Raw genomic sequence first — 6000 nt, 5'->3', positions numbered from 1 at the left:
TCAACTAACTCTATTTCAAAAACTATTACTTTTATTTTAAAAGAAAAAAGACTGTAGGCAAACTCGAAATTTCGAGTTTGTCTACAGTCTGAGCACACTAATACTAGTGTGCTTTTTACTATTTACCATTCTTCATAAGATAGAAAGTGAAGTAATAATATAAAAGGTATTCTTTTATAAGTTACATACACCGAATCTTAGGAGATGGGATCATGAGGTTAGTAAAAGCTTTAATTTTGTTAATAGGTATATTCCTTGTATCTTATTTTTTTATTTATGACGGTGAATTGTTTCAATCTATTCAATACTCCATGATTATGTGGGTAATCGTCCTGATGATTAAAAAGTAATTGAAAAGTGCTACGAACACTTGCGATAAGAGGCCTAGTTCGTAGCACTATTTGGTAAACGATTAATTAATAGATCTACTGGTACAAACAATCCGACATGACCATACTCGTCATCTTTAATTGTCGCAAATACAATACCAATCACTAGCCCATCGTAATTAATTACTGGGCTACCACTATTTCCTTTATATACAGGTGCATCCATCATGTAAACGTTGTTCTCCCAGTCAGATAACCTAGTAGATTCGAGTATTCTCCCTTCATTAGCGATTCCTGTAAAAGATAGTGGATTTCCGATAAAGTGCACTGCCTCATCCAATGTAACCTCAAGAGATTCTGCAAGTTGCAAATACGGAAGATCCTCACCATCTATTTTTAAAAGGGCTAAATCGATGTCAGGATAACTCTCAACAACCTCAGCTTTGTACATGCCATCATCAGGGAAAATGACAGTAAGTGTGAGGGCATCATCGACAACATGGTCATTCGTTACAATTAACCCGTCAGATGAAATAGTAAATCCAGTTCCTTTACTTTCACCTGTGGAAACTTCAACAACAGCTTTTTTATATGATTGTATATCTTCCCGAGTAGATAACTTCGCCGATACTTTAACAAATTCAACGGCAGGAATCGAGTAAATTTGGAAAATGAAGGCAAAGGTGCTAAATGCCATCATTCCGGCAATGAGCCAAACAATGAGCCTGACAAAGGGGGGCTGTTTCTTTGGCCGTGGTTTGACGCCGGAAAGTCGTGCAAGGCGTTCTAATCGAGCCTTTTCGAGAGCCTCTTTTTGTGCTTCAAGAACAAGTTCAATTAATTCTTCTTCGCCAATCGGCTCGAATTCATCCTTTTTTTCCTCAGCCATCCCTTCACCTCTCTTCTCTCGTTTTCTATCTTTATCATAACGGATTTTCATAGGGTTGGACATTTTAAGGTTATGTTAAAGTTAGTAAATATGGAAATGGATAATTAATTAAAAAGTTGCAAATCATGATACAAAAGTGGAGTGGCTGTTTCAATTAAATAAGGATAGTCACAAGTAAAGAGAGGTTTATTATGGAAACTAAACATCATTATTTCTTTGCAGTGAAGTTACCAAAGGAAATGAAGGACTTTTTAAATGGATGGATTCAGTCAAATCAACGTGATTATGAATTTGGGAGATGGGTTCATCCTGAAGATTATCACATTACACTTGCATTTTTAGGGTATGCAGAAGAGAAAAAGTTGCAGGATGCCATTGAAACAATGAGTTCAGTTTTATCTGATCTATCGTCGTTTTCATTAACACTCGATAAATTGGGGATTTTTGGGCCAATGAAAAGTCCGCGAATATTTTGGGCAGGTGTAGTGGAATCTGAACCGTTAGCGGAAGTGCAGAAAAAGGTATTTACCCAATGTTTAAAGTTAGGCTTTGAATTAGATAAAAAACCTTTCCGCCCCCATATTACATTAGCAAGAAAATACAAAGGAGAACGCTTTTTTAATTCCGAAAAGCTAAAATCGATTAGAACCGAGGATCATCAGACTTTTGAATTTGAAGTGAGTGAGGTTATTCTTTATGAAACACACTTGGATCAGTCACCAAAATATAAGGAATTTGCAAGATTCCCATTGAATGCAAAAAATACGTAAGAGACACTGACCTTCATTTCCATCACAAAACGAATAGTTGTGCGGCCATTATCATATAAACGATATAAGGGGATTTAGGACAGGTAACTGTTTGTCAAGGATTGCCGTGTATGCTGCTTCTTCAAAAATGTTGGAGAAAGAGGTTGAGTGATGAAAAAGGAAGACTTCATTCGTTCAAAGGTAAAGAGTATTGAAAAATGTGTTAAGCGTGTTCGAGAAGTATATGATGAAGACTTGATGAATTTAATCGACCAAACGAAGCAAGATAGTATTATTTTAAATATGCAACGAATCAGTGAGACGAGTGTAGAACTTGCCTTGTTTGTGGTAACGGAGAAACTATCAGAACAGGCAACAACCCGGAGTGAAGCCCTTGATGTTTTAGGGGAGAAGAAGATCCTCCCAATAGAGTTAGTTACCGTGTTAAAAACAATTACGAATGGGTTCAAGCATATTGCATTATATGATTACGAATCCATTAATTTAGATATTTTAAAGTCAATTGTAAATAGGTACTTAGATAACTTTTCAACCTTTACAAAACTAATTTCAGAATACGAAAACGAAGGAGCCGTCTCTCAAGAATGAGGCGGTTCTCTTTTTGAGGAAAAAGGTGAAAAATAAATTATGTGACTCATTGACGTGCATGGTAATTTACCATGTCTTTTTTTATACGTTTCGTAGGTAGATATAAAATTATAAGCGGAGAAATTCAGTCCAATGAAACTATTGCAGAAAATATTTAATAGATTTCATATCCAAATATAAATAGTCTTTTATAATTTTTAACTGTAGATAGAGAATAATTTCCCAATATCATTAATATACTAGAACTAAAGGAGGGATTTTTTATGAGAATGCCTGCATTACCAAGCTCAAATAACGTTGGACAGAAACCGAAACGACCACTCTTAAATTTACTTTATAAAATTATGTCCAAAAAGGTGACAAAAAAGCATGGGTTCGTCCGTGTACCACCTAGAAAATAAAAGGCTATTCTAACCTTTAGGTTGAATAGCCTTTACGTTTAATAAACTACCTCGATCTTATTTCCTCATGTTACTCAAGTAGAAAAACACTTTTATTAGGTCCTACTAAATAAAGCTCATGCATAGCGCGGGTTAATGCAACATAGAGAAGTTTTCGATCAATGACAGTATCGTAATAAGGGGTGTCAAAAGCAGCTATAATGACAGCGTCAAACTCCAGTCCTTTTGCTAAATGACTAGGAACTACGAGCAGTTTAGAACCGGCAAGTTCCGAGTTTTCAGTTAGTAACTCTACTTCGACATTAAATTCACCCAATTTTTTGGCATAGTCAGTCGCTTCTGATGAAGACTTAAAGATTAGGGCGATAGATTGATGACCTTTTGCTTTTAGTGTGGAGTATATGTCGTTTATTACTTTAGGGTTGAATTCCTCACTTTGTATAAAAGTAGGTTCATTTCCATGACGAACAACTGGTTCAACTAAAGGAAGTTGCTCATCCATCTTTGTAAGGATTTTATTGGCTACTTCCATTATTTCGATTGTTGTACGGTAACTTTTTTGCAATGTGAAATAGTTGGCCCTTGGAAATTGCTCCAAGACTGATTCCCATTCTGTTAATGACCGATAACTATGAATCCCTTGTGCTAAGTCTCCCACCATTGTAAACATATCCGTCTCAAGACCAATTTTTAATGCAACAAGTTGAAATAAACTATAGTCTTGCACTTCATCAACAAAGACAACGCGCATTTTCCACTTGTCTGCAACCCCCTTAATACGTGCATGTAAGTAAAAGAGGGCAGCTAAATCTTCAACTGTCCATTTTTCTTTTGAATGAGCTTGTAAGAATAGTTCCTGCTCTTCAAATGTCCACTCTGGAGCAAGCTCGCGCAACATCATTCGATCTGTTAGAAACGTTCGGTATACTGACTTAATTTTTACCTTTTCGAATCGTTTCATATAAGTAGTAGCGACTGATTTTGATTCTGCTTTAATTTTTGGAATCCGTTCATCTCGCTCATCAATAAATTTTGTGACCGTTTCTCTTCGTTTATCGGCATCGCGAATTCCATCTAATGCTTTCCCAATATATTCTTCATAGCGAGAGTTCAAAGAGGTTAGAACTGCTTTTGATTTTCTCTTAACTTCAGTTTGGATGACCTTTTTAATTCTTTCGAGACGTTTTTCAATTGGCATATAGGCAAATTCAATTAAGAATAGCTTTTTTAGATGACTTCCTAACATAATCCGGTACTTTTCTATATAAACATCTTCAAACAGTTCTGCAAGCTGATGTTCATGCATTTTTACATAACGATCTAAAATTTCTTTATAGAGAAGGGAACCTTTTATTTTAGTAATATTAAATTTAGGATTGCTACTAGCTTCTTCATTTAGAATTTGTTCTAGAAGTTCATTTGGATTTTGTAGTTTTAATTTGATGCCAGTTGCTTTTTGTACATAATCGGCATAGGTTGTTTGGCAAATACGCTCAACACCTAGCTCTGGTAAGACTTCACCAATATATTCGATGAATAGGTTATTTGGGGCAATGATCATCAGTTGTTCGGCATTAAAGTGTTCGCCCATTGTATAAAGGAAGTAAGAGATTCTATGAAGGGCAATTGTTGTTTTTCCACTTCCTGCAGCACCTTGCACTAAAATCGGTTGTCGTAGATGTGCTCGAATAATTTCATTTTGTTCTTTCTGAATCGTTGCGACAATTTCCGTTAAGCGAACATCTGCTTTTCCAGCCAATGCTTCTTGTAATAACTCGTCATTTGTTGTAAGGTCCACATCACGGATATCAAGGAGTGTACCTTCCTCTATTTTGTATTGGCGTTTGGCAAATAAATGACCAGAATATTCTTCGCCACGTACGTCATACGTAATTTCACCAAGGCGTCCGTCATAGTAAACATTGGCCACAGGTGAGCGCCAGTCAACGATAATGGGTTCAAATGTTTCTCGGTGGAAAAGTGAGATCTTTCCAATATATAAAAGTTCCTCTTGTTCACCGGTACGCTGGAAATGGATGCGGGCAAAGTAGGGTTTCTTCTTAACAGCCTCTAAACCTTCTTTTTGGTTTTGAGCTAGTTCAAAAAACCTCGAATTGGTTAGGATATTAATGAAACTATCACTGGAATCAATATATTCAACGTTTGCCATTGATTGCCGAATTTTCTCTTGAGCCGCTTTAATGCCAGCTTGGGATTCATGGAGTATTTCATCCATGTAGTTTTTTGTATATTCTAATCGGTCCACTTCTTTCTGAAATTCAGGGTGTTGCTGGCCGGCTGGTGTGGTCTCCTCCATATGTATACTCCTCCTATCCTTTAATTTTTCCGTACAAGAATAAATGGTAAATTTAATCTTACTAAAATTTTTAATTGAAGTGAAGTTGGAAGATAGAAAAGAAAAAACAAGATGGAGAAAGCTCTTCGGTAGGAGGTATGGGGGTATAAGAGAAATTTAGAATGAAATATCTAGAAATGGTGCTAAAGCGTTGGGGATACATGGAAAAAAGGGGGAGTTGAAAAATGAAAGTTGTGGTTCAAATTGTAATTATTTTGGCTGCCTTTCTTTATCTTTATAATTCAGCGGAAGAGCCTTTTTCAAAGTTTAGCCGATATATATTGTTAATGTCAGTAGCTATTATTGCGATGAAATATTTGAGATCTGCAAAAAATAAATAGGAAAACGAAAAGGCCTCTAAAAAGAGAGCTTTTCGTTCACCCTAGTGTATTCTTGTACCAACAATTTTAACGTAAACAAGTTAGCATTTATTCCCTTTATCGTCTACTTTGTAGACATCCTGTTCATACAGCTCAATGCCTTGTTCTTGTGCAAACTCTTCACGTTTATTGTTTTGACTTGTATTTTTCTTTTTATCGTCTTTTGATCGTTTGAAGTTTGGTTTACGCTCTTTAGCCATGTGGTCCTCACCTCCGTACTTTATTTTGTACGGATACGTGGAGTTTACTCTTCATTTAAGACTTGTTAATTAAGATAAAAATTCAAT

At 35.9% G+C, this 6000-nt stretch carries 8 protein-coding genes; 5 read left to right on the top strand and 3 right to left on the bottom strand.

What is annotated here, in order from left to right; all coding sequences use genetic code 11:
• The first annotated feature begins 212 nt into the window (after positions 1-212).
• Positions 213-350 (top strand): hypothetical protein, encoded by a 138-nt coding sequence (locus tag JOD29_RS15700; protein ID WP_158610586.1) that lies wholly within the window; start codon positions 213-215, stop codon positions 348-350.
• A gap of 34 nt (positions 351-384) precedes the next feature.
• Here JOD29_RS15700 and JOD29_RS15695 read toward each other — a convergent pair whose 3' ends face one another.
• Positions 385-1218 (bottom strand): S1C family serine protease, encoded by an 834-nt coding sequence (locus JOD29_RS15695; protein ID WP_124766357.1) that lies wholly within the window; start codon positions 1216-1218, stop codon positions 385-387.
• A gap of 191 nt (positions 1219-1409) precedes the next feature.
• Between JOD29_RS15695 and thpR the strand changes: the two genes are divergently transcribed.
• From thpR to JOD29_RS15680, 3 genes are all read left to right on the top strand, one after another.
• The gene (gene thpR / locus JOD29_RS15690; protein WP_124766358.1) at positions 1410-1988 is read left to right on the top strand and encodes an RNA 2',3'-cyclic phosphodiesterase; all 579 of its coding nucleotides are present in this window, start codon (positions 1410-1412) and stop codon (positions 1986-1988) included.
• A gap of 150 nt (positions 1989-2138) precedes the next feature.
• Complete coding sequence (gene hepT / locus JOD29_RS15685) at positions 2139-2576, top strand: type VII toxin-antitoxin system HepT family RNase toxin (RefSeq protein WP_124766359.1); 438 nt, start codon at positions 2139-2141, stop codon at positions 2574-2576.
• A 263-nt stretch (positions 2577-2839) separates the two neighbouring features.
• A complete protein-coding gene (locus JOD29_RS15680) occupies positions 2840-2977 on the top strand; it encodes a hypothetical protein (RefSeq protein WP_158610587.1) in 138 nt (45 codons plus the stop codon).
• 70 nt (positions 2978-3047) lie between these two features.
• Here JOD29_RS15680 and helD read toward each other — a convergent pair whose 3' ends face one another.
• Positions 3048-5294: an RNA polymerase recycling motor HelD gene (helD, locus tag JOD29_RS15675; protein WP_124766360.1), complete on the bottom strand. Its 2247-nt coding sequence runs from the start codon at positions 5292-5294 to the stop codon at positions 3048-3050.
• A gap of 224 nt (positions 5295-5518) precedes the next feature.
• On the opposite strand from helD, the gene JOD29_RS15670 reads away from it, so the two are divergent.
• A complete protein-coding gene (locus JOD29_RS15670; RefSeq protein WP_158610588.1) occupies positions 5519-5674 on the top strand; it encodes a hypothetical protein in 156 nt (51 codons plus the stop codon).
• An 80-nt stretch (positions 5675-5754) separates the two neighbouring features.
• Here JOD29_RS15670 and JOD29_RS15665 read toward each other — a convergent pair whose 3' ends face one another.
• Positions 5755-5913 (bottom strand): hypothetical protein, encoded by a 159-nt coding sequence (locus JOD29_RS15665; protein WP_158610589.1) that lies wholly within the window; start codon positions 5911-5913, stop codon positions 5755-5757.
• Between the last annotated feature and the right edge of the window lie 87 nt (positions 5914-6000).

This window comes from Lysinibacillus composti (genome assembly GCF_016908465.1).
Classification (GTDB): Bacteria; Bacillota; Bacilli; order Bacillales_A; family Planococcaceae; genus Ureibacillus; species Ureibacillus composti_A.
The sequence above is the reverse complement of the archived record's forward strand: the minus strand, read 5'-3'. Positions and strand labels throughout refer to the sequence as shown.